The following is a 22,660-nucleotide window of genomic DNA, read 5'->3' on the forward strand; positions in this document are numbered from 1 at the left end:
GCTTGAATATAATCTACAATTATAACGGGGTGGAATCAATGCCGAAACAACTTATATTTAACCAAGCTTGAATATATGGATCGCTCCTGCTCTTGGTTGGCTATCGATTATTCAGCAAGCCCTAATTAAGTTGATCTACTTAAGCTGTTAGGACTCTAAATTTTATTGTTGGGCGGGTTCTCGCCGCGCGCGCCAGACAATAATTGTATCAAACTTGACACTCATCAAGGCTCCGCTCAGGAAGCGTAAAATTTAGATGCGCCTTGGCAGATCAAAAAAAAATGCGATCGCCCGCAGAATTTCTCGAAAGAAATCAAAAGGGCGATCGCATTCCCAAAACTCATTAGCCATTACCAATGACCTAATTCCAACGCTTCTTGCGCTGTCGTTGGCTGGCCACCGCCTCCACCAGCCCCAGGGCGAGAAAATTACTCAGCAGCGACGCATTCCCGTAACTTAGGAAAGGCAGCGGAATGCCCGTAACCGGAGCCAAGCCAATGTTCATCCCAATATTGACGAATACCTGAAAAATCAACATTGACAGTACGCCGATTGCCAGCAAAGAACCAAAATTATCGTTAGCAGTTTGAGCGATCGTCACCAACCGGAAACAAATTATCCAGAATACCAACAACACGCTAATACAGCCAATAAAACCCAATTCTTCGCCAATAGCTGAAAAGATAAAGTCCGTATGCTGTTCGGGAATAAAGTTAAGCTGAGTTTGCGTTCCCTGAAACAAACCCCGGCCCTTCAGTTCTCCAGCGCCAATAGCAATCCGAGATTGAATCAAGTGATATCCGCTGCCTAAAGGGTCTTTCTCGGGGTTTAAAAACCCTGTCAGACGCATTTTTTGATAATCCTTGAGCACATTCCAAAAAATATGTCCGAGGTGTCCAGAAACAACGTTCACCAACACAGCACCGAAAGTGCCTAACCAAGGCCAAGGCAGGGTTCGCCAAGCAATAATACCCGCAACAACTACCCAGGCTATCCAAATCGGTGTAGACAGGTTATTGAAGAGAACTGAGATGAGAGGAGAGAATAGCAATATTAGCCAGCCGGGATTGACATTACCCCAGTAAAACATCCCCATTGTGATTGCGCCGAAGACTAAGGAAGTACCTAAATTTGGTTCGGCAAAGATCAATCCCCAGGGTACAGCCATAATCGCCAGCATCTTCAACATATTACCCACCGTGGGGACAGCCTTGTCGTGCAGGAGAGCTGCTAAAGTGACAATCATGCCTACTTTGGCAAATTCTGAGGGTTGCAGGTAGAAGCCGCCGATGTTGATCCACCGCTGGGCACCGAGCCCGGTAGTACCGATAAACCGCACTGCGATCAGGGACAAATTGATTAATATGTAAATCAGCCATTTCCACTCAAGCAGTATTTGGTAGCGACAGCGGGAAATGATGATGGCGAGGAACAAACCGACTGCCCCAGTTACCCAGTGTCGCCACCAGTCGATCAGCCCCTGGTTGATTTCGACGCTGCGGATCATGACTCCCCCGAAGATGGTGAGGGCGATGCAAGCGCCAAACAGCCAAGGGTCTGCTTCTTCCCAGGGTTTGAAGATTGATTTCCAGCGGTTTCTGACTTGTATTCTCTGCAACATGAGGATTTTAGATTTTAGATTTTAGATTTTAGATTATCGAGCCGATTTTCGGAAGTTGTGGATATATTTCGGATTCACAGCCTGCACCTTACTTGAGAAGCCTCGGTGTTAGTACCTCAGATTATTCGGGGAGTTGTAGGGATGTTCCGGGAACGGAAGAAGGAACGCCCAACCGGGTATCTGGTGTATTCTATTTTTTTCTGGGCGCTTACTTAATTTAGTTCGCGCACGTGGTCAGAAACCGGGTTTTTGTCGAGAAGACGCACTGCAACTTGCAGAAACCGCTAAAAACCCGGTTTTTTGGGTTTTGATTCGTAAGCCCTAGAATCGTCAGGCCGGTTCGTAAAGGTATTCAAAACCGTTCCCATCTGGATCTCTGCCGTAAAAAGATGCAGTACCGTCGCGGTGTTCGTGGATGTGGGTGACGGAAACACCATCGGCTTTGAGTTGTTCGTAGGCGGATTCCATTTCGGTACGATCGTCAAATACAAACCCAAAATGCGGCCCTGCTTGGTCGTAACTCGGACTCAACAGCGCCAGTCCGTCCTCTCCTGCTTTCAAATAAGCCCAGTCTGCATCTTTCCAAACTAACTCCATACCCAAGTTGCGGTAGAATTCAGCAGACTTCTCTATGTCTTGCACGCAGACGGCTACGTGTCCCAATCGTTTTAGTTTCATATCTACAAAGTTTATGGTTGTTCTTTCATTTATTGTATCTATTTTATGATTTTTTGCTCGATTAATTAGCTATTTTTTCTGTTTTTTTTGTTGCGGCTAACTGTACTTTTTCTACTTGTTTGCTGGCGTCCATTTCGCTGAACAGTTGAATGGCGCACTCAAAATTTTCTTGACTTTTCTCGATGTTACCAAGTTTTTGTTCTGTTAGTGCTAGTTGATAGCAAGCTTCGGCTCGGTCTAATTTAGCGCTGGTTCGATCGAGTATTTCTATTGCTTCTGCATGGTGCTGCAGGGCTTGGTCAATTTCTCCCTGTTCTCGGTACAGCGCTGCTATACCGCTGAGAGATTTGGCTTTGATGGTGCTGTACTGGTTTTGGTCGGCTTGGGCGATCGCTTGGCGGTACAAGCTCAAAGCTTTCTCTGTCTCTCCCAGGTTTTGATAGGTGGCGGCGAGAAAAACTAACTTGTATCCAGTACCCACCAACTGACTGTTTTCCCGCTCGGCATAAAGTTTTTCGGCGAGTTCTTCCGCCTCTTTTTTTGCTCCCACACAGGAGTTGAGGAAAGCTAAGCCGACATTGATTGAATAGCTATTAATCCCGATTTCGTCCCGCGAAGTTTTCAGCTTGACAAATATCTCCATAGCAGATTCTAATTCGCCCATTTCTATTTGACAAAAACCTATATTAATTGCAGCGTTAACTTTCCAGAATTCCAGATTAGCTTGTTTGCCGTTTTCAGGCTCGCTGCTTTTCGCTATAATTTGCAAAGATTTAGTTGCTTTTATTTCTGATATTTGATGGCATTCTATGGCTTGATTTATTTCGCCTAAAATCCGGTAGCAAATGCCTAAAATACTGTATAATCCACTCAAATAGTAATCAGAAGTCACATTGTTGACGATGCGAGTAGTGGCTGAAATTATGGGGTGCAAGAAACCTAATTTGTATAGTGCTCTACCGAGCTTGTAATCTTTGGCAAACTGGATATTGATTTTTTTGAGGATGACGCTAGCGGCCTGCTCGAAACAGCTAATTGCCACATAATGATAGTAAGCTTCAAAAGCTTTCAGCGCATCTTCTACAGTCTCAATATTGTCAACACTCTCTGTCCAGAACTCGGCGGCTTTGCGATTGGCAGTCTCCCAGTCTCCGGGCGATAGCCGATCAACCGCTTCTTCCCGAATTGCTGGATGCAGCCAGTATTCGCCCTTCTGAGACTCAACTAGCGATCGGTGCAACAGCGATTTAATGATTTGTCGGCGTCCGGCTTCGGGCACGTCCCACAGCAAACACAAAAGTCCGTCAGTAGGGACTGTCGGCACGTCTTGATAGCGGTAACAGCCCAAGCGACACAGGAGTTGATAGGCTTCGGCATCGAGTTCTTGCAGGCGGTTGAATTGACTGGTAACTAAATTTTTTAAGTCTGTTTCAAGGAGGGGATCTTCGCTGTTTTCTAGCCAGTAAGCTGCCATATCTCCGTCAAAATCTTCTCGGATCGTGCCGCAAATAATGCCCATTGCTTTGGCATTACCGCCGTAAACTTTGTGCATTTCCTTGAGGGCGACATCATCTATATTGATATTGCGGGCGCTAAAAAACTGCCGCCAAACTTCAACTTCCAATCCTGGAAGCAGGTAGTGTTCGACGGTGACATCAGAATCGCACAGTCGATCGCGACTGGTAATCAGCGTTACTGACTGCACCGCTGCGTCAGCCAAAACTCGCAACAGTTCCACGTAAAGCCGATGGGGTTCAATAAACTTACCTTGTCCGTCGAGTGCGGCTTCCAAATTGTCAATCAATACGCCGACTTTGTGAGTCTGAAGCTGCCGCTTCAGTCGCCCCAGGGTGACGCCAAAGTCTGGCCCTGGTTCTTCCTGAAAGTCTTGCTTGAGCCATTCTTCGATCGCGCTTTCCAAAGCTGTGATATTCTCTGTCTCTTTTGCCATCAACAGTTCAATTACTCGATCGAACCCTTGAGATTTGAGATACTGTCTGGCCAAAGTCGTTTTGCCGATACCGCCGGCACTTTGGATGACAATCACTTTTGCACCTTGATCGACAAGAGTATTGAGATCTTCGATCGCCCCGAACCGGCCCAAAAAATTCGGGTTTTCGATTTCCAAATCCGCATCAAGTCCGAGAGATACTTGTGCCGGAACAGTTTGTCCCGACTGCGGTTCTACTTTCGAGTAGCTACGCCAATAGCGCTCTACAACCGCCTGAAGGTTGTCTCTTTTGACTTTTTCTCCTTCTCCAAACAGCGCTGAAAGCCGCTTCCACAAATTAGAGGCAGCATCCTTAACAGTCCCTACTCCATACCCTTCACTATCTGCAACCTGTTGGTACGTCCTGCCTTGCACTCCCATCCAAGCTTCGCGAAATATCGCGCTGTCAAGGTTGTCGAGAGTTTTCAGGTTTCGAGCCACAAGTAACGAGTTGGTAAAATCCAGTGCACGATCGGCTTCCATTGAGTCACCAGGTTTAGCGTTACCAATATGACACAACTTTAACAGACTTTTTCCGACTCGCTTACACGCTCAAACAGTGGACTTGTATAGACTTTTACCGACTGACACGGCCGAGGTTGGCCGGGGATACTGTTGAGTGTGCAGGGGAAGTTGACAGACAAGCTTCTAACTTACACACCGATCGAGTCGAGTTTATATTTGGGAGCAAGCAGCGATGTCTATTAACGATGTTGATGTTGAAACAGCGATCGTAGATGAACAAATTCGCCCTCAAGAATGCGGCCGGGTTCGTTTCCAAAACAGTTGGTGGCCGGCGAAGTGCGATCGAGACATGACTTTTGAACCCGGTGAGGTGGTTCGCGTCGTGGGGATTGAAAATATTACTTTGATCGTTGCAGCGTCGTTTGCGATCAATGCTGAAAGTTAAGGCAAATCTACAATCGGGAGAAAGTAATCATGACTGTCAGCCATTTAGAAAGAGCGATCGTTGAAGAAGAAATTAAACCCAATCAGTCCGGCAGTGTGCGATTTCAAAGCAGTTGGTGGCCTGCCAAATGCGTTCGAGAAATAACTTTGCAACCCGGTGAAATTGTTCGCGTCGTGAGACTTGAGAACATTACTCTGATAGTTGAAGCGTAGTGGGGAAGTAAGGAGTTAGCGAGTCGAGCTATAAGTTGCTCGCATCTCCAAGTTCCGCCAAACTTGGTATTATGAACCCAAAATCATGATTTTCGGCTATTTGGAAAAAGCGATCGTAGAAGAAATTCCGTCTGACAAATGTGGCTTCTTTCGCTTTTAAAGCAGTTGGTGGCTTGATTGGGTGCGATCCTCTTCGAGGGCTTCGCTAACGAGGCATAATTTTTACACTGGCGAAACTCGTTTAGGTGGTGGGAATTGACAAGATTACCTTGCTGCTGGAGGGTATGGCTTAAAGTGTCGGAATTTGCGATTGCGCTGCCATTTAGGTGGATATCTCTTCAAATCTCTTCACAGGCGCGATCGCTCTTCTCACCTCTGTTTGCTTTGATATTTTAGCGTAGAAACTCAACAAGGAATCTCCGTCGGCAGTAGTGCTGACATTTTTTTGCAGACGGGACAAGCGCGATCGATATTAATGCCATCCGCAGCAAATTGTGATAATCTGACAACAATCCAATTTCATTCTCGATCGAGTGCGTGCAGCTATGCGAATCGGTAAAAATTTACAAAACTTTCTGCTTTTCACAATAGCATTATTTTTCGCAGTATCGCTGTTGATTAAAGTTACTAAATTTCATAATTATTTCGGCATCAACCGCGCCGATACCGACGTGAAAGTTGTTGCCCTCACCTACGATGACGGGCCATATCCTCCATATACAAATCAGCTTTTAGATATCTTAGACCGCTATCAAGTTAAAGCAACTTTTTTTGAAATCGGCCGCAATATTGAGAAACATCCAGAAATCGTGAAAATGATTGTCGCGAGGGGAGATGAGTTGGCAAACCATTCCTACTCTCACAAAGACATGATGTTTAAACCCCAGGAATTTTTGCTGTCTGAGATTGAAAAAACCGACAAACTTTTGCAGGAAGTTGGGGTTAAGCAAGACAGTATTAGTTTTCGGCCACCTTGGGGTCGGCGATTTGTAGTTTTGTCTTATTTGCTATCCCAAATGCACAAAAAACTGATTATGTGGGATGTGGATTCCCACGATTATGAAAAAACACTCACGGCGGAAGATATCGCAAATCGGGTGATTGACAATGTGCGATCTGGTTCGATTGTGGTGATGCACGACGGCGGGGGCGATCGCTCGAAAACCGTAGCAGCAACTGAGATGATTGTCAAGGATTTGCAGTCGAAAGGTTACGAATTTAAAACTGTTTCTGAGTTGTTGAAATAGCAGTAGGGTGCGTCAGCCACAATTATTTTTGCGACAAATCAACACTCTCGTACTGACGCACCAGGAAATAAATAGTGCGTCAGAATTAGACTTTTCGTGGCGCTTGAAAATTTTAAACCTGACCGAAAGCATCCAGGATACAAGCCCCCGGATTCATTCCGAAAGCAGACTCAGAACCCAGAAATAAAAAACCTGTATCCGATGAAACTTGCCCCCCGAATTTATCCCTGGGGTCAGTCGATTTTAGATTTTCGATTTTAGATTTTAGATTCTCGATTTACCCCACAGATAAATCTGGGAGCTTGAACTAGGGTCGAAAATTTTTATCTTTCCACGACTCCTGTACGTGGCAGCGTATCCGTTTTTGGGCTGGGTCAATGCTTCAATCTAAAATCTAAAATCTAAAATCTAAAATCGATTGACGCACCCTACTACAATCCATAGCGAAGATAGTTTGCCACATAATTAGCAATTTTTATGCTGCCGCCCGATCGCCCCATTCTCTCTAAACCATTTTGAATGCAACTGGCTAAATATTTATCATCTTGTAAAGTGCGATCGACTGCCAAAGCAGCTTCCTTGAGAATATCAGAATTTGCTGGTTGTGTGCCAATAACCTGCACCGAATCACCTAAAAGCCGATTTTGAGCCTCCGCAAATCTATAGGTAAAGGCAGGGCCGTTTCCCGGTACTGCAATTACAGGTTTTCCCAAGCCCACAGCTTGTTCGACAGCAGTTCCCGTCATCCCAATTACTAAACTCGACTGCTGCAAAATATCGGCAAAAGCATCGGCTGAACACATCACTTCGACTAAGTTTTGTTCATAAAAAGACCGTTTGATTGCTGGAAACATGAGCTTGCCCGATCGCATTTGCCATGCGGATAGCGCCGCAATATCATCTAATTCAGGCATCAAAGCTGGAACTAAAGCAGCCCGAAACTGCACCGGTAAAGTAGAGTTACTAGCAATTTCTTTAACCAGTTCCAGCAGCAAAACGAGGTTGTCGGTGGCTTCCGGGAGGCGAGAACCGGGGAGAAGGGCGATCGTCCGAACTCCGGGTATTAACTGCAAATCTTTGCCCGTAGAATTGAGGTTGTCCATGACAGGATTGCCAACAAACTGAGCTTTCTTTAAACCCTGTTGGTTTAAGTCAGCAGCAGTCAAAGCATCTCTAGTAAAAACCGCCAGACATTTCTCTGAGCAAAGCAACTGCCACAAGATTAAACCCAAATTGACTCGCCCCTCGTAATAACTAGAATGAGCCGATAGAAAAATTATATAGGGGCGGTTGCTGGCATGGGCGATCGCCCCGGCGACAATATCCCCAGTCGCCACCACCAAATCGCAGTGGCGCGAATGCGTCCAAACAGCTTGCAATTGCTGCCAAGTCAAAGCAATCAGCCCCGCCCCAATATCTTTGAGGAAAAACAGGGGATTCATGTAAAAAACTCCCCCAGACGGCATTTGACTGGTGGGCCCAATAATTGGCACGGTCGATCGGCGGTAAGCAGCCCCGTCACCGACAACCGGCATCGCCGAAACATCAACATCCGCGCCAGATCCTCTCAAAGCTTTGATAATTTGACAGTTAATCGCGTCTTCCCCGTGTCCGTTGCTGAGGAAAAGTATCCCCTTCGATTTCATATAATCAGAATACAATCAGAATCAGTGCCGAGCTTTTTTTAAAGACAGCCGTGCGATAGCTAAACTCGGGCGGGCTAACTTTTTGTTAGTCTAATTTAAATACATTGTGGAAGTGAAACAGCGTGAATATTGAAATTGGGCGGGGCAAAAGCGCTCGCCGAGCTTACGGCATAGATGAAATTGCGCTTGTACCCGGACAGCGCACCCTCGATCCGAGTTTGGCAGATACCAAGTGGCAGATTGGCGGGATCGATCGAGAAATCCCGATCATCGCCAGCGCCATGGATGGAGTAGTCGATGTCCGCATGGCCATTTTGCTGTCAGAATTAGGAGCAATGGGCGTTCTCAACCTAGAAGGAATTCAAACCCGCTATGCCGACCCCCAGCCAATATTAGAGCGCATCGCCAGTGTGGGGAACCACGAATTTGTTTCTCTGATGCAGCAACTCTATGCCGAACCCATCAAGCCAGAATTAATCGACCTGAGAATTAAAGAAATTAAAGCAGGAGGAGGGATTGCCGCCGTCAGCGGTACACCAGCCGGCGCGAGCAAATACGGCCGGACGGTTGCTGAATCTGGAGCCGATATATTTTTTGTGCAAGCAACAGTAGTCTCGACAGCTTTCCTTTCCCCTGAAGCGATCACGCCTCTAGACTTAACTCAATTCTGTCAAGAGATGCCGATCCCAGTAATTTTGGGCAACTGCGTGACCTATGAAGTCGCCCTGAATTTAATGAAAACTGGCGCTGCGGGCATTCTCGTGGGCATTGGGCCGGGGGCTGCTTGCACATCTAGGGGCGTATTGGGTGTCGGCGTGCCCCAAGCCACAGCGGTAGCAGACTGCGCCGCCGCGCGGGACGACTACTATCGCGAAACTGGCAAATATGTGTCGGTGATTGCTGACGGCGGTTTAATTACCGGCGGCGATATCTGCAAGTGCATTGCCTGCGGTGCCGATGCAGTGATGATTGGTTCGCCTTTTGCCAGGGCCGCCGAAGCTCCTGGCCGCGGCTTTCACTGGGGGATGGCGACTCCCAGCCCGGTTTTACCGCGCGGCACTCGCATTCGCGTGGGGACTACGGGTACTGTGGAGCAAATTTTGCGGGGGCCTGCGGTGCTAGATGACGGTACGCACAACTTGGTCGGAGCTCTGAAAACTAGCATGGGTACCTTGGGTGCTAAGGACATTAAGGAGATGCAGCAAGTGGAAGTGGTAATTGCTCCTTCTCTGCTGACTGAGGGTAAAGTCTATCAAAAAGCTCAGCAGTTGGGCATGGGTAAGTAGATTTACCGATCGAATACCAGCATACCTTGACAAAATTTGTTCCACAGTCTCGAAATTTACAGAATTATTGTGGAATTATCGAGAAGGAGATGTCACAATAGAAGAAGCGGAGACGCATGTTTCCGTTCACTCCTCACACCACACTCCGCCCGGACTACTGTTCGGGCGGTTCCTTTTTTGCCGGAAATCTTGGCTCTTGCTTACTAGATACACAACTGAGGCTTTTACCTCCGGAGAGGGGGAGAGGGGGAGAGTGGGAGAGTCTGGGGGTGGGAGAATTTTTTTTCTACATAAGTGCATTCTGCCTTGGGAAACATCAGTGCCTTGGGAAACATCAGTGCCTTGTTCCTTCAGGAATGAGAATTAAATAACTTCCACTCTTGAAAGTGGGATGGGCCTAAGAGCCCGTCCAAAAAAGACGGGCTCTTAGGCCCATCCCACAATAACAATTAAAATTGTAAGTTATTTAATTCGTGATCCTCAGAAACCTTGTGCCTTCTTCCTTATACCGTCTTCCCTCTTCCTTCTTCGTTCAGAAGCCTTCTCTTAAAATCGTTGACCGAAAGCAGACTCAGGACCCAGAAATAAAAAACCTGTATCCGAGGAAACTTGCCCCCCGAATTTATCCGTGGGGTCAATGCTTCAATTCTAAAATCTAAAATCTAAAATCTAAAATCTAAAATCTAAAATCTAAAATCTAAAATCGATTGACGCAAGTGGTTACATTTTTTGCTAGACTTGTTATCCGAGAAATAGTATTTACAAGGATGGCTAGGGATGTCAGCAGCCGCGCAAGTAACCGACTCTACCTTTAAGCAGGAAGTGCTCGATAGCGAAGTTCCAGTTCTAGTGGATTTTTGGGCTCCCTGGTGCGGGCCCTGTCGGATGGTGGCACCCGTCGTAGACGAAATTGCCCAGCAATATGAAGGGCAGGTCAAGGTAGTAAAAGTTAATACCGACGAGAATCCTAACGTGGCCAGCCAATACGGTATCCGCAGCATTCCGACGCTGATGATATTTAAGGGGGGTCAACGGGTGGATATGGTGGTAGGGGCAGTTCCGAAAACTACTCTAGCCAACACTCTGGAAAAGTACATTTAACTGAATTGCGAGCGGTTTCGCGCTGTTCTTTGTGGGCCGCGAAAGCTAACTCGCTTCAGAACCGGGGCAAAGCTACGGGAAAAGTTATTAGTGGTCAGCAGGGCAATTTGCTGGTGGCTATTGACTTCTAACTTTGGCTTGCCCCTTAATTTTTAGTAGCGACAATTTGTTACCGTTTCGGAAAAATTCATGATTCGTTCTGGGTCTGGTCAAGGTTTTGAGTCCCTCCAAGCTGAATTGATCGATTTGCTCGATCGCTTGCCAATGTTGAAGCACTCTGAGTGGATCGAACGATCGCTCTCTACTATAGTGCAAATGGCCGGAGAGGAGCTCGATCGCCTAGACTGGAAAATTATTGCGGCGTCGCTCCGAGATATGGAGAGCGCTTTTGAGATGTTTTATCCTTACCGACACGTTCGCAAAATTGTGATTTTTGGTTCGGCGAGGGTGTCACCGCAATCGGCAGAATATTTGATGGCCAGAGATTTTGCGCGGGCGATCGCCCAGCAGGGGTTTATGGTGATTACTGGCGGCGGCGGAGGAATTATGCAGGCGGGGAACCAGGGGGCGACTGCTGAACGTTCTTTTGGGCTGAACATTCAGTTGCCTTTCGAGCAGAGTTCTAATCCTTTCATTGCCGGCGATCCCAAATTGCTCAATTTTAAATATTTTTTCACTCGTAAGTTATTTTTTCTCCGGGAGAGCGATGCTTTAGCTCTGTTTCCGGGCGGTTTTGGCACTCTGGACGAGGCTTTTGAGTGTCTGACTTTGACTCAAACTGGCAAGTTCGGACCGGCTCCTGTGGTATTGATCGATCGACCGGGAGGAGATTATTGGCACGATTGGAATTATTTTGTACAAAAACAATTGCGCGGCCGGGGTTTGATTTCAGCCGACGATCGCAGCCTGTATACGATTACTGACGATATAAATGTCGCTTGCGAGGCGATCGGTAGTTTTTATCTGGTTTATCACTCCTGCCGCTACGTGCGCGAAAAACTGGTAATTCGCTTGAAGACACAGCTTTCTGATGAGAATGTCGATCGGATAAATACTGATTTTAGCGATATTGTTGTCACCGGAAAAATTGAAAAAAGTCAAGCTTTGCCGCCGGAAATTGGAGATGAAACTTTCGATATGCCGCGCCTGACTTTGCATTTCAACCAGCGGGATTTTGGGCGGCTTTATCAGCTAATTGCTGCTATTAATCAAATGGGTGCAGCTTCGCCGACGGCGGCCCATCCAGAACAAAAGTAGTTATTAGTCATTAGTCATTAGTCATTAGGGGCGGGTTTCACGAGAAATATTTGTAACTAACTCAGGGGATAAATAAACCCGCCCCTCTGATTGAGATAAATTTGACCACGAAATTCAAAGGTGATACCCGCCACGTGATTTATCCGTGGAATCAATCCAAAATCGAAAATAGAAAATCCTCAAGCCCCCGCATTTATCTCGCGCAAGTCAATCTAAAATCTAAAATCTAAAATCGATTAACAGACTGTCTTTTGACAAAATCGATAGGCTACATTTATGATATTCAACACTCATCAATAATCAATCAGCAGTAAAAAAACTAATAACTAATGACTGCTGACTACTGACTCCAGATGCTAGACCTGCTGCTAATTGCAATTTTGGGATTTCTCGGCAGTTTCGGTCACTGCGCCGGGATGTGCGGCCCGCTGACAATGGCGTTTTCTCTTTCTAATTCCCGCAACGATAAATTAGCTGCTTTCCGCTTTCATTTGCTGCTAAATTTGGGGAGAATTACTGCTTACGCTTTGGTTGGTGCTGCAATTGGCGGGCTGGGTTCGGTGTTAATTGCTGGCGGACTTTTGGCCGGTACGGGTAGCGAATTGCGGCGGGCGATCGCACTTCTGACGGGCACGATGCTGATTTGGTTCGGAGTAGTGCAAATTAAACCGAACTTGCTGCCGGAATTGCCGCGGTTGCACCCGCTGTCGCACGATCGAGTCGGACAAGCAATGAGCAAGCTTTCGGCACAAAAAAACTGGTGGGTGCCGGTTGCTTTGGGTTTGCTTTGGGGTTTGATTCCCTGCGGTTTCCTCTACGCGGCGCAGATTAAGGCGGCGGAAACGGGAAACCCGGTTTTGGGTGCGGCGACGATGCTGGCTTTTGGACTCGGCACGCTGCCAACTATGCTGGGAGTGGGTTTTTTTGCTGGCAGATTGAGCGCGGACAAGCGCAGTCAACTGTTTCGTGCGGGTGGTTGGGTGACGGTGGCGATCGGGATTCTTACCTTGTTGCGAACCGATGAAATGGTTGATTTTACTGGCCACGCAGCGCTGCTGTGCTTGATGCTAGCACTGTTGGCGCGTCCGGTTAGCAAGTTTTTGCCGCAACTGTTGCGCTACCGCCGCGCTTTGGGTGTGGGCGCGTTTTTCCTCGCAGTCGCCCACACGTTTCATATGCTGGATCATACGCTGAAATGGAATTTTGACGCGCTATCTTTTATGTTGCCGCAGCATCAGTTGGGAATGGCGGCTGGGATGCTGTCGCTGCTGTTGATGTTGCCGGCGGCGGTTACAAGTTGCGATCGTATTCAAAATTATTTAGGCCAACTGTGGCGAATGTTTCACCTGTTAAGCGTTCCAGCTTTCTTGCTGTGCGCTGTACACGCGGCACTCATCGGTTCCCACTATCTCGGCGGTTTTGAATGGAAGTTGCACAATCAACTGCTGACAGCGGTGTTAGCGGTGGTTGTGGTGTTAGTTATGTTTGTGCGATCGCGCTTCTTTTGGTCAGTTTTATCACTGGAGAATTTCTATGTTTCGCCTGTCAAACAAAAGTAAAAGTTTGGGATTGTTAGTTTTTTTAGGATTGCTAATTGAAGCAACAATTCCCAATGCGCCGCAGTTAAACTCGATTTTAGTTTTGGCGCACGAAGTCGAAGTATCGGGAGATGTCGCCGCTACCTTTCACCTAGAACCCAACCACAATCCCCGCGTCGGACAGCCTGCGAGAGTGTGGTTTGCGCTCACTCGCAGGGGAGGTCAAATTATCCCGCTAGAGCAGTGTAATTGCAAATTGGCTGTTTATCCTAAAAATCGTAAAGAGGGGGATAAGCCGCTGATGCAGCCGCTTTTAACCGCCATATCTGCAGAGAAATATCAAGGGATTCCGGGAGCTGATATCGTGTTTCCCAAGGCTGGAATTTATGAACTAGAATTGAGCGGAACAGCCAAAAATAAAGCTAACTTTAAACCCTTTAAACTGACTTATACAGTCACGGTTCGCTAAGATAATCTTTCCCTCACCGAACATAAATCTTGTAGGGCGGGTTCACCAACAATAAATGCCTCAAACCCACAATCTCATAAACCCGCCCCCACCCAAGGGCAAATCCTAATCTACCTATTTTAACATACAAAAAAATACAACCGAAATCTGTATAAAACCTTAAAAGTTGCCCACTCTACAAAATGTCACAAATTTTTACACTACATTATAACCAGTGTCCCTTATGGAATTTGTGCAAGCTAACCTCTCTTGAACTGAGCAAAAAATATAACGATGGATATCTTATCTAACACCGTGGCGCTATCGCGGATGCAATTTGCGCTAACCGCCATATTCCATATGCTGTGGCCAGTTCTGACTACGGGAATGGGAATTTATCTGGTAATTGTTGAAGGAATGTGGCTGAAAACTCGCAATCCCGACTACTACCATCACGCTCGTTTTTGGTCTAAACTCTACGTCCTCAACTTCGGTATTGGAGTAGCTTCAGGAATTCCGATGGAATTTCAGTTTGGCACAAACTGGGCACCATTTTCGGAAGCGGTTGGTGACTTTTTTGGCAGCATTTTAGGCTTTGAAGCTTCCATGGCATTTATGCTAGAAGCCGGCTTTTTAGGCATTATGCTGTTTGGTTGGGAGCGCGTTCACCCGATCGTCCATTATTTCGCTACAATCATGGTAGCCTTCGGCGCTAACCTATCCACAGTCTGGATTTTAGTCGCTAACTCTTGGCTGCAAACTCCTGCAGGCGGAGAAATGGTCAATGGCAAGTTTATTGTCAGCGATTACTTTCAAGCAATTCTGAACCCGTTCGCATTAAACAGCATTCTCCATATGTTTTTTGCGACGTTAGAAACTTCGCTGTTTGTCATTGGCGGAATTAGCGCTTGGTATATTCTTAATAAGCGCAACCAAGCGTTTTTTTCCAAGTCTTTAAAAATTGCCATAGCGACAGCAATCGCCGTTGCACCTTTGCAGATATACATCGGACATTTGAGCGCTGAACAAGTTTATCACTATCAACCCACTAAATTAGCAGCAATCGAAGCTAAGTGGGAAACTTCACCAGCGGGAGAGTCAGCCGATTGGACTTTGCTAGCTTTGCCTAATGAAAAAGCCCAAAAAAATGACTGGGAAATTAGCGTACCCAATGGCTTAGGCTACGTTCTGGAATTCAAGCAAAAACTCTCCGAACCCGTACTCGGATTGAAGGAATGGAAGCCAGAAGATAGACCCCGGATGGTGGGTTTAATCTATTATTGTTTCCGCATCATGTCCGGGATTGGGTTCTTCTTTTTAGCACTGATGCTGTTCAGTATAATTCAGTGGATGCGAGGCAAACTTTCTGCTGAAAATATTAGCAGTCAACCTTGGCTGATGCGCGCTTGGGTATTAGCTGCTCCCCTAGGATATATTGCTGTAGAATCGGGTTGGATTGTCCGCTGTGTCGGCAGACAACCGTGGGCTTTATACGGGCAAATTCGCACTGCTGATGCGGTGTCAAACATCCCCGCCAGCAATGTTTTAACTTCTCTTAGTTTCTTTGCAGTTATTTACAGCTTTTTGTTTGTTTGTGCATTGTATTTTGGCAGCCGAATTATCCGCCAAGGGCCTAATTTAAGTCTGCCTGTGCCTGGTTTAGACAATGAACCTGCCATCGAAAGTGAACCCGCAGAACACATTCCCGATCAACGTCCCTTGGAAGCACAACAATAGGAGATTTTATGCAAGCTTTGGAGCATTTTCTCCCACAAGTTTGGTTTGTAGTTTTGGCTTTGTTTCTCCTGCTATATGTCATGCTAGACGGTTTTGACTTAGGAGTAGGCATCCTGTCTCTGACTGCTTCCGACGAGGAACGCCGGGGCATTTTAATGACGAGTTTGGGTAACGTTTGGGACGCTAACGAAACTTGGCTGGTGTTAATGGGTGGCGCTTTATTTGGCGCATTTCCCCTCGCTTACGGTACGATTTTGACAGCGCTGTACATACCGATTTGCATGATGCTTTTTGGTTTGATATTTCGGGCTGTAGCCTTTGAATTTCGCGAGCATTCTAATCGCAAGTTATTCTGGAATTATGCCTTTGGTGCTGGCAGTTTTTTAGCAGCTTTAGCTCAAGGATTTGCCCTCGGTGCGGTGCTCGAAGGCATTGCGGTTGATGAAGCTGGTCACTTTGTAGGTTCTACTTGGGATTGGCTGGATTGGCGATCGATCTTGGTTGCTTTGACGCTGATTCAAGGCTATGTTTTGATCGGTTCAACCTATCTAATTATGAAAACGGAGGGCGAACTGCAAACAAATCACTATCGCACGGCTAAAATTGCGGCGGTGACGACTTTAATCGGAGCAGTTTTAATTACGATCGCCACTCCGATTTTTTACGAAAGCGCTAGATCCAGGTTGTTCGAGAAACCGCTAGTTTATGTCTTTGCCACGATTCCTTTGTTGGGAGTGCTATTGGTGGGACTGCTGCTGAAAAGTCTCGCAAATAAAGAAGAACGCACGCCGTTTGTCTGGACGATTCTGATTTTTTTGCTTACTTTCATCGGGTTGGGATTGATTGTTTTCCCCTACATTATTCCCTCACAAATCACGATTTACCAAGCCGCAGCTTCGCCCAGCGCCCTGGTATTTATGATTGTGTTCATGGGCGTTCTGCTCCCGATTATGATTTTTTACAACATCTACAATTATGTTGTGTTTCGGGGTAAGGTTGTCGGCGGCCACTACGGGGAATAAAACATAATACAACCGCAGATGCAGGCAAATATACGCAGACAGTATCAAGTTTATATACTGGTTAATCTGCGTATATTTGCGGTTAAAAATTACAAATAATTGTTTTATGATACCATCACAACTTACGAAACTATACTATACATACCATAGAGCCAATAGTGCAGAATAGAGAAAAGAACAGGTTGAGAATTAGCGATCGCACCTCATGCGATTTGAGATTTGAAATTTGAGATTGAACTCACGGATGAGTCCGGGGGCTTGTCACCACATTGCTTGGTTGTCAAATAATAGTTGATAAACATAGGGAAAAAATTACAGTTAATTCTGTACCTAGCGAGGGTGCAGAGTGTGCGATCGCTATCTTTGTCAAATAATAAAATACAATGGAATAGAAGGTTTTAATTTAACTGTTTTATAATAAAGGGTTAATAAGTTATGGATGCGATCGCAAATTTGTCAGGTTATGAAATTACAGAGAAACTTTATGTAGGTACACGTACCTTAGTCTATCGAGGCATCCGTACCCGTGACCAGTACCCAGTCGTCGTCAAACTGCTGCGAAACAAATACCCCACCTTCAACGAGTTCGTCCAGTTTCGCAACCAATATACCATTGCCAAAAATCTCGACTTCCCTCACCTCGTCAAACCCCTGACGCTGGAAGTATACCAGAATAGCTATGTCCTAGTAATGGAGGACTTTGGCGGAGTCTCCCTATCTACTTATCTCAAAACCGCAACAAATGAAACCGAACCATCTCAAGTTTTACCTTTAGCAGAATTTCTCCAACTCGCCATACAACTAACAGACATTATCCACTATCTATACCAAAAGCGAGTCATTCACAAAGATATTAAACCCGCTAATATTCTCATTAATCCAGACACCAAACAAATCCAACTAATTGACTTTAGTATTGCCTCCCTCCTACCGCGAGAAACGCAAGAAATACAGAATCCCAATATCTTAGAAGGAACATTAGCCTATCTCTCTCCCGAACAAACAGGGCGGATGAATCGAGGCATTGACTATCGGAGTGACTTTTATTCCCTGGGTGTGACTTTTTATGAATTGTTGACAGGAAGGTTGCCATTTATCTCCGATGATCCGATGAAATTGGTGCATTTCCATCTCGCCACACCGTCGAAACCGATCCATGAAATAAATCCAGAGATACCCGTAATTTTATCGCAACTTGTCAGTAAGCTGATGGCCAAAAATGCCGAAAAACGCTATCAGAGTGCATTAGGACTCAAGCACGATTTAGAGATTTGTTTAGGTCAGTTACAAAAAACAGGCCAGATAGAATATTTTGAACTCGGAAATCGAGATATTAGCGATCGCTTTACTATCCCTGAAAAGCTCTACGGTAGAGAAAAAGAAGTTGAGCAACTATTAGCTGCCTTTGAGCGAGTCAGCACAGGTAGCACCGAAATGATGCTAGTAGCAGGTTTTTCGGGAATTGGGAAAACCGCCGTTGTCAATGAAGTTCATAAACCGATTGTCCGTCAGCGCGGTTATTTTATCAAAGGCAAATACGATCAATTTCAACGCAACATTCCCTTCAGTGCCTTTGTGCAAGCTTTCCGCGACTTAATGAGTCAATTGCTATCAGAATCGGATACCGAACTGCAAACATGGAAAACCAAGATTTTAGCAGCAGTAAGAGACAACGGACAAGTCTTGATTGACGTGATTCCTGAGTTAGAAGGTATAATTGGCGCTCAACTTCCTGCAACAGAATTGTCAGGAAGTGCCGCCCAAAATCGCTTTAACCTGGTAATGCAGAAATTCGTGCAAGTTTTCACGAGCAAAGAACATCCTTTAGTGATGTTTTTGGATGACTTGCAATGGGCGGATTCAGCATCCTTGAATTTGCTACAATTATTGATGAAGGATACAGGATATTTATTAGTATTGGGGGCCTATCGAAATAATGAAGTTTCGCCAGCGCATCCATTTATCTTAACAGTGGATGAGATAGTTAAAACTGGGGCAACAGTTAATACGATTACTTTGCAACCCTTAAGCGAAACTGACATGAATTTGTTGGTGGCGGATACGCTGAATTGCGAATCATCACTTGCCCAACCTTTGACAAAATTAGTCTATCAAAAAACTCAGGGAAATCCTTTCTTTGCCACTCAGTTTCTCAAGGCATTACATGACGATCAGCTAATTAGCTTTAATTGGGATATTCGGCATTGGCAGTGTAATATTGCCCAAGTTAAAACCTTAGCTATCACTGATGATGTCGTTGAATTTATGGCATTACAGTTGCAGAAGTTTCCCAGAGAAACTCAGGATGTTCTCACATTAGCTGCTTGTATAGGAGCGCAGTTTGATTTGAATACCTTAGTAATTGTCAGTGAGAAATCTGCTGGAATGACGGCTACCGCTTTATGGAAAGCATTGCAGGAAGGTGTGGTGATTCCCACAACCAAAATCTATAAGTTCTTTACCCAATCGGATAATGATGAAGTTTTCCAGGCTTCAGCTAATCCAACTTATCGATTTTTACACGATCGCGTCCAGCAAGCCGCATATTCACTCATTCCCGATTCACAGAAAAAAGCAACTCACCTCAAAATCGGACAATTACTTCAGCAAAATTTTTCAAAAATAGAGCAAGAAGACAAACTGTTTGATATTATCGGGCATTTAAATCGAGGGATTGAGTTAATTACCCAACCTAGCGAACGAGAAGCCTTAGCTAAACTGAACTTGGCAGCCGGTTGTAAAGCCAGAAATTCTACCGCCTACATGGCAGCTAGAGTTTATCTGCACACAGGCATTGATCTACTAACAGCCAACTGCTGGCAAAGGCAGTATGAATTAACCCTGAACCTCTATGTTGCTGCTGCTGAAGCTGCCTATTTGAATGCTGACTTTGACGGCATGGAAGAGATAGCAGTACAAGTGTTGCAAGCATCCCAGACAATCTTAGACAAAATCAAAATTTACGAAATTCAAATCGCTGCCCAGACAGCACAAAGCAAGTCACTAGAAGCCATTGCAGTAGCAAGAGATGCACTCTGGCAATTGGGGATTGAACTACCCACTGCACCTGACGAAGCCTTGATTAGCCAAGCGCTACAAACCGTTGCTAGCCAACTCCAAGGTAGAACGATTGAGGAACTGGTGGATCTGCCTGTGATGAGTGATCCTCAGACTCAGGCAGCTATGCCAATATTGGCCATGTTATTTGCACCCATTCTCCAGGGAATTCCCGGCTTAGTGCCCCTACTTAGCTCCACGATGGTAAGTTTATCGCTCTCGTTTGGGAATGCACCCGCATCGACGGTGGGCTATGCGATTCACGGACTTGTATTAAGTGCTTTTTTGGGAGAGGCAAAAACGGGTTATAGCTTTGGTAAATTGGCACTCTCATTGCTCGATCGGGTAAATGCACCAGAATTTAAGTGCATTACTCATAATATGTTTGGGGCATTTATTCAGCATCATCAAAATGCTATGAGGGCAGGGCTACCAACGCTGAAAGAGGGCTTTATAGCTGGCATGGAAACTGGCGATTTTCTTAACGGTGGCTACAACATAGCTACTTACAGCTACATCAACTTTTACGGTGGGGTAGAACTGGATACTTGGGAACCGGAACTTGCAGGCTACAATGCTACCTTGGCTCAGGTGAAGCAATATTCTGCTCAGACTTATTTGCGTATGGAGCAGCAGATGTTGCATAACTTGAGGGAAGTCGTGCATCAGCCGGATTGCTTAATCGGAACTGCCTATGATGAAACGGTGATGATTCCTAAGCACTATCAGGATCATGAATTCAGTGCGATCGCCCTTATCTACGTCTACAAACTACTGCTTGCCTATTCCTTTGGTAATTATCCGGCTGCTCTAAACTACATTAGCTCAGCCAAAGAGTGTGTGATGGCATTATCAGGATTGGTTCATGTTCCCATTTTCCATTTCTATGCAGCCCTGACGTACCTGGCAGTGTTTTCCACACAGCCAGAAATTGAGCAAGCTGACCTTCTCGCCTCTGTGGAAATCCATCAAACGACTCTGCACCAATGGGCGCAAAATGCTCCCATGAATCATCTGCATAAGTGGTATTTAGTTGAAGCAGAACGGCAGCGGGTTTTGGGCAATAAAGCAGATGCACTGGACATGTACGATCGCGCTATCCAACTCGCTCAAGAAAATCTATTCATCAACGAAGAAGCTCTCGCCAACGAACTAGCAGCCAAATTCTACTTAGAATGGGGCAAAGAAAAAGTAGCTCAAGCCTACATGATTGAAGCGTATTATTGTTATGCCCGATGGGGAGCTAAAGCCAAAATTGAGGATTTGGAAAAACGTTATCCTCGCCTACTAGGTATTATCCTTCAACAACCTCAATCCTTTAGTTTATTAAAGGAAACGATCGCCCGCGGAACAATTACTTATAATACCAACTCTTCTAGCAGCCACTCGAATTTTCTAGATTTGCCTACTCTGATCCAAGCCTCTCAAGCCATTTCTGGGGAGATTGAACTAGATAAACTTCTGACTACTCTCCTAAAAATAGCGATCGCGAATGCTGGCGCCACTAAGTGCGTCTTATTACTCAAACAAAAACAGTATTTACAGGTAGCGGCTCTTGTAGCAGAGGGACAGGAACCTAAGCTATTACCATCAATACCTCTAGAATCTAGTCAGGATGTAGCAATTAGTTTGGTTAACACTGTCAAGCGTAGTTTGAAACCTGTGGTAATAGTTGATGCTAGGGTAAGTTTCCAGGTGGCTAGCGATCGCTATATTGAACAGCACCAGCCGATCAGTGTTCTTTGTATGCCCATTCTTAATCAAGGGCAGTTGATAGGAGTTTTATACCTGGAAAATAACCTGACGGTTGGGGCATTTACGAGCGATCGCATTGAAATGCTAAATTTGCTGGCTTCTCAAGCTGCTATTTCTTTAGAAAATGCCCGTTTGTATCAAGAATCTCAACAAGCATTTACCGATTTAAAACAGGCACAGATAAAAATAGTTCAAAGCGAAAAAATGTCAGCATTGGGAAACTTAGTGGCTGGGGTTGCCCACGAAATTAATAATCCAGTGGGTTTTCTGGTTGGTAATATTCAACCCGCCTTAGATTATATCAAAGATTTGTTTGGATTGCTCGATTTGTATGAACAAAAATATCCGCAACTCGCTCCAGAGATTCAAGAAGAAATCGAGAACATCGATCTGGAATACATCCGGGAAGATTTACCGAAATTAATAGGTTCGATGCGGGAAGGCGTGAAGCGGATTCGGGATATTAGTACCAGTCTACGGACATTCTCCCGTGCCGATACTAACTATCCCGTAGCTTGCAATATCCACGATGGCATCGATAGCACCATTATGATTCTGAAACATCGCCTCAAGGCTAACGATACTCGTCCAGAAATCAAAGTGATTAGGGAATATGGGAATTTGCCACCCGTGGAGTGTTATGCCGGACAGTTGAATCAAGTATTTATGAATTTGTTAGGTAATGCGATCGACGCTTTGGAGGAATCAAATCAAGGACGACATTATGCAGAAATTGCTAATGAAATTACCATTAAAACCGATATTTTTCGGGACAACAAACAAGCGAGAATTTGGATTAAAGATAACGGTGCGGGCATGAGTGAAGTTGTGCAAGAGAAAATTTTTGATGAGTTATTTACTACCAAGGAAGTAGGGAAAGGCACGGGATTGGGTTTGGCGATCGCACGGCAGATTGTGGTTGAGAAACACGGCGGTACAATCGAGGTAAATTCTGTATTGAGAGCAGGGACGGAGTTTACAATTTTATTGCCGATGAAAGGATAAGACTATTATCTTGATAGAGCGCCATCTTTCTCTTCAAAAGTGAAAAAGAATAAAAGCGGTAGAGTCTGTCGCTTGGGGATTTCGCAGTTTTATTTTCCTCAGACTAGACCAATAAAAGTGTATAATTAGTTACAATAGTCAATGTCTGAG

Annotated in this window: 15 protein-coding genes; 11 read left to right on the top strand and 4 right to left on the bottom strand. The window is 45.4% G+C overall.

Annotation, left to right across the window (positions count from 1 at the left end):
- Nucleotides 1-361: 361 nt before the first annotated feature.
- The 3 genes from rodA to QT979_RS18220 all read right to left on the bottom strand — a co-directional run bounded on the left by rodA (nucleotide 362) and on the right by QT979_RS18220 (nucleotide 4,772).
- Entirely contained in the window at nucleotides 362-1,621 is a 1,260-nt protein-coding gene (gene rodA, locus QT979_RS18210; protein ID WP_333311321.1) for a rod shape-determining protein RodA, read from the bottom strand.
- A gap of 330 nt (nucleotides 1,622-1,951) precedes the next feature.
- Entirely contained in the window at nucleotides 1,952-2,299 is a 348-nt protein-coding gene (locus tag QT979_RS18215) for a VOC family protein (RefSeq protein WP_190661613.1), read from the bottom strand.
- A gap of 61 nt (nucleotides 2,300-2,360) precedes the next feature.
- Nucleotides 2,361-4,772 carry a tetratricopeptide repeat protein gene (locus tag QT979_RS18220; RefSeq protein ID WP_333311322.1) on the bottom strand — a complete coding sequence of 804 codons (2,412 nt, stop codon included), beginning with the start codon at nucleotides 4,770-4,772 and terminating at the stop codon, nucleotides 2,361-2,363.
- A 214-nt stretch (nucleotides 4,773-4,986) separates the two neighbouring features.
- Here QT979_RS18220 and QT979_RS18225 point away from each other — a divergent pair, with 214 nt between their 5' ends.
- The 3 genes from QT979_RS18225 (at nucleotide 4,987) to QT979_RS18235 (ending at nucleotide 6,658) form a co-directional block, all read left to right on the top strand.
- Nucleotides 4,987-5,199, top strand: a complete 213-nt coding sequence (locus tag QT979_RS18225) for an NfeD family protein (RefSeq protein ID WP_333311323.1) — start codon at nucleotides 4,987-4,989, stop codon at nucleotides 5,197-5,199.
- A 29-nt stretch (nucleotides 5,200-5,228) separates the two neighbouring features.
- Nucleotides 5,229-5,411 (top strand): NfeD family protein, encoded by a 183-nt coding sequence (locus tag QT979_RS18230; RefSeq protein WP_333212176.1) that lies wholly within the window; start codon nucleotides 5,229-5,231, stop codon nucleotides 5,409-5,411.
- Between the two features lie 614 nt (nucleotides 5,412-6,025).
- A complete protein-coding gene (locus tag QT979_RS18235; RefSeq protein ID WP_333311324.1) occupies nucleotides 6,026-6,658 on the top strand; it encodes a polysaccharide deacetylase family protein in 633 nt (210 codons plus the stop codon).
- Between the two features lie 431 nt (nucleotides 6,659-7,089).
- Here the strand turns inward: QT979_RS18235 and QT979_RS18240 are convergent, their stop codons facing one another.
- Entirely contained in the window at nucleotides 7,090-8,304 is a 1,215-nt protein-coding gene (locus QT979_RS18240) for a lipid-A-disaccharide synthase-related protein (protein WP_333311325.1), read from the bottom strand.
- Between the two features lie 122 nt (nucleotides 8,305-8,426).
- Here QT979_RS18240 and QT979_RS18245 point away from each other — a divergent pair, with 122 nt between their 5' ends.
- The 8 genes from QT979_RS18245 to QT979_RS18280 all read left to right on the top strand — a co-directional run bounded on the left by QT979_RS18245 (nucleotide 8,427) and on the right by QT979_RS18280 (nucleotide 22,510).
- Nucleotides 8,427-9,590, top strand: a complete 1,164-nt coding sequence (locus QT979_RS18245) for a GuaB3 family IMP dehydrogenase-related protein (RefSeq protein WP_333311326.1) — start codon at nucleotides 8,427-8,429, stop codon at nucleotides 9,588-9,590.
- A 777-nt stretch (nucleotides 9,591-10,367) separates the two neighbouring features.
- Nucleotides 10,368-10,691: a thioredoxin gene (gene trxA / locus QT979_RS18250; RefSeq protein ID WP_006631199.1), complete on the top strand. Its 324-nt coding sequence runs from the start codon at nucleotides 10,368-10,370 to the stop codon at nucleotides 10,689-10,691.
- Nucleotides 10,692-10,880: 189 nt separating this feature from the next.
- Nucleotides 10,881-11,948 carry an LOG family protein gene (locus QT979_RS18255; protein ID WP_333311327.1) on the top strand — a complete coding sequence of 356 codons (1,068 nt, stop codon included), beginning with the start codon at nucleotides 10,881-10,883 and terminating at the stop codon, nucleotides 11,946-11,948.
- Between the two features lie 353 nt (nucleotides 11,949-12,301).
- On the top strand, nucleotides 12,302-13,507 hold the full coding sequence (locus tag QT979_RS18260; RefSeq protein ID WP_333311328.1) for an urease accessory protein UreH domain-containing protein: 1,206 nt from the start codon (nucleotides 12,302-12,304) through the stop codon (nucleotides 13,505-13,507).
- Complete coding sequence (locus QT979_RS18265; RefSeq protein ID WP_333212168.1) at nucleotides 13,482-13,955, top strand: hypothetical protein; 474 nt, start codon at nucleotides 13,482-13,484, stop codon at nucleotides 13,953-13,955. The genes QT979_RS18260 and QT979_RS18265 overlap by 26 nt, the downstream gene beginning before the upstream one ends.
- 273 nt (nucleotides 13,956-14,228) lie before the next feature.
- Entirely contained in the window at nucleotides 14,229-15,671 is a 1,443-nt protein-coding gene (locus QT979_RS18270) for a cytochrome ubiquinol oxidase subunit I (RefSeq protein ID WP_333311329.1), read from the top strand.
- Nucleotides 15,672-15,679: 8 nt separating this feature from the next.
- On the top strand, nucleotides 15,680-16,693 hold the full coding sequence (gene cydB, locus QT979_RS18275; protein WP_333311330.1) for a cytochrome d ubiquinol oxidase subunit II: 1,014 nt from the start codon (nucleotides 15,680-15,682) through the stop codon (nucleotides 16,691-16,693).
- Nucleotides 16,694-17,128: 435 nt separating this feature from the next.
- Nucleotides 17,129-22,510, top strand: a complete 5,382-nt coding sequence (locus tag QT979_RS18280; protein WP_333311331.1) for an AAA family ATPase — start codon at nucleotides 17,129-17,131, stop codon at nucleotides 22,508-22,510.
- The last annotated feature ends 150 nt before the right edge of the window (nucleotides 22,511-22,660 follow it).

Origin of the sequence: Microcoleus sp. w2-18bC1, from assembly GCF_036700365.1 — a bacterium.
In the GTDB taxonomy this organism is placed as follows: Bacteria; Cyanobacteriota; Cyanobacteriia; order Cyanobacteriales; family Microcoleaceae; genus Microcoleus.

What these genes read in the sequence shown, in the direction of transcription:
- QT979_RS18270 (WP_333311329.1), top strand. Translation starts at nt 14,229, where the DNA reads ATGGATATCTTATCTAACACCGTGGCGCTATCGCGGATGCAATTTGCG.
- QT979_RS18220 (WP_333311322.1), bottom strand. Translation starts at nt 4,772, where the DNA reads ATGGAAGCCGATCGTGCACTGGATTTTACCAACTCGTTACTTGTGGCT.
- QT979_RS18280 (WP_333311331.1), top strand. Translation starts at nt 17,129, where the DNA reads ATGGATGCGATCGCAAATTTGTCAGGTTATGAAATTACAGAGAAACTT.
- QT979_RS18265 (WP_333212168.1), top strand. Translation starts at nt 13,482, where the DNA reads ATGTTTCGCCTGTCAAACAAAAGTAAAAGTTTGGGATTGTTAGTTTTT.
- trxA (WP_006631199.1), top strand. Translation starts at nt 10,368, where the DNA reads ATGTCAGCAGCCGCGCAAGTAACCGACTCTACCTTTAAGCAGGAAGTG.
- QT979_RS18215 (WP_190661613.1), bottom strand. Translation starts at nt 2,299, where the DNA reads ATGAAACTAAAACGATTGGGACACGTAGCCGTCTGCGTGCAAGACATA.
- QT979_RS18225 (WP_333311323.1), top strand. Translation starts at nt 4,987, where the DNA reads ATGTCTATTAACGATGTTGATGTTGAAACAGCGATCGTAGATGAACAA.
- QT979_RS18255 (WP_333311327.1), top strand. Translation starts at nt 10,881, where the DNA reads ATGATTCGTTCTGGGTCTGGTCAAGGTTTTGAGTCCCTCCAAGCTGAA.
- QT979_RS18230 (WP_333212176.1), top strand. Translation starts at nt 5,229, where the DNA reads ATGACTGTCAGCCATTTAGAAAGAGCGATCGTTGAAGAAGAAATTAAA.
- QT979_RS18260 (WP_333311328.1), top strand. Translation starts at nt 12,302, where the DNA reads ATGCTAGACCTGCTGCTAATTGCAATTTTGGGATTTCTCGGCAGTTTC.
- rodA (WP_333311321.1), bottom strand. Translation starts at nt 1,621, where the DNA reads ATGTTGCAGAGAATACAAGTCAGAAACCGCTGGAAATCAATCTTCAAA.
- cydB (WP_333311330.1), top strand. Translation starts at nt 15,680, where the DNA reads ATGCAAGCTTTGGAGCATTTTCTCCCACAAGTTTGGTTTGTAGTTTTG.
- QT979_RS18240 (WP_333311325.1), bottom strand. Translation starts at nt 8,304, where the DNA reads ATGAAATCGAAGGGGATACTTTTCCTCAGCAACGGACACGGGGAAGAC.